General features: G+C 30.9%; 1 protein-coding gene. It reads left to right on the forward strand.

Annotated elements, in window-relative coordinates:
* A partial coding sequence (locus PQG54_RS12405; RefSeq protein WP_271807753.1) for a Fic/DOC family N-terminal domain-containing protein occupies positions 1–223 on the forward strand: 223 nt, incomplete at both ends.

A 223-nucleotide genomic window follows, 5' to 3' on the forward strand; every position in this document is an offset into this window, starting at 1 on the left:
ACAAGAGTCAAAAAAAAGTAATGAAGTAGAAGGTATTATTACTACTAACGAACTTTTATTGCAAGCGATTGAAACAAGAGAAGGTCTCGATTTTGCAACTAAGGAAGTATTACAATACAGCGATGCTTTGCAAGAGGGCTTTATTGAAATGAAAGAGTGTAATAATTTAATTACTAGTAAGGTGCTTATTAAAATCCAGCAGAAAATAAGAAATACAAGTGAA

It is taken from the genome of Commensalibacter communis, from assembly GCF_947179015.1.
GTDB classification, from domain to species: domain Bacteria; phylum Pseudomonadota; class Alphaproteobacteria; order Acetobacterales; family Acetobacteraceae; genus Commensalibacter; species Commensalibacter communis.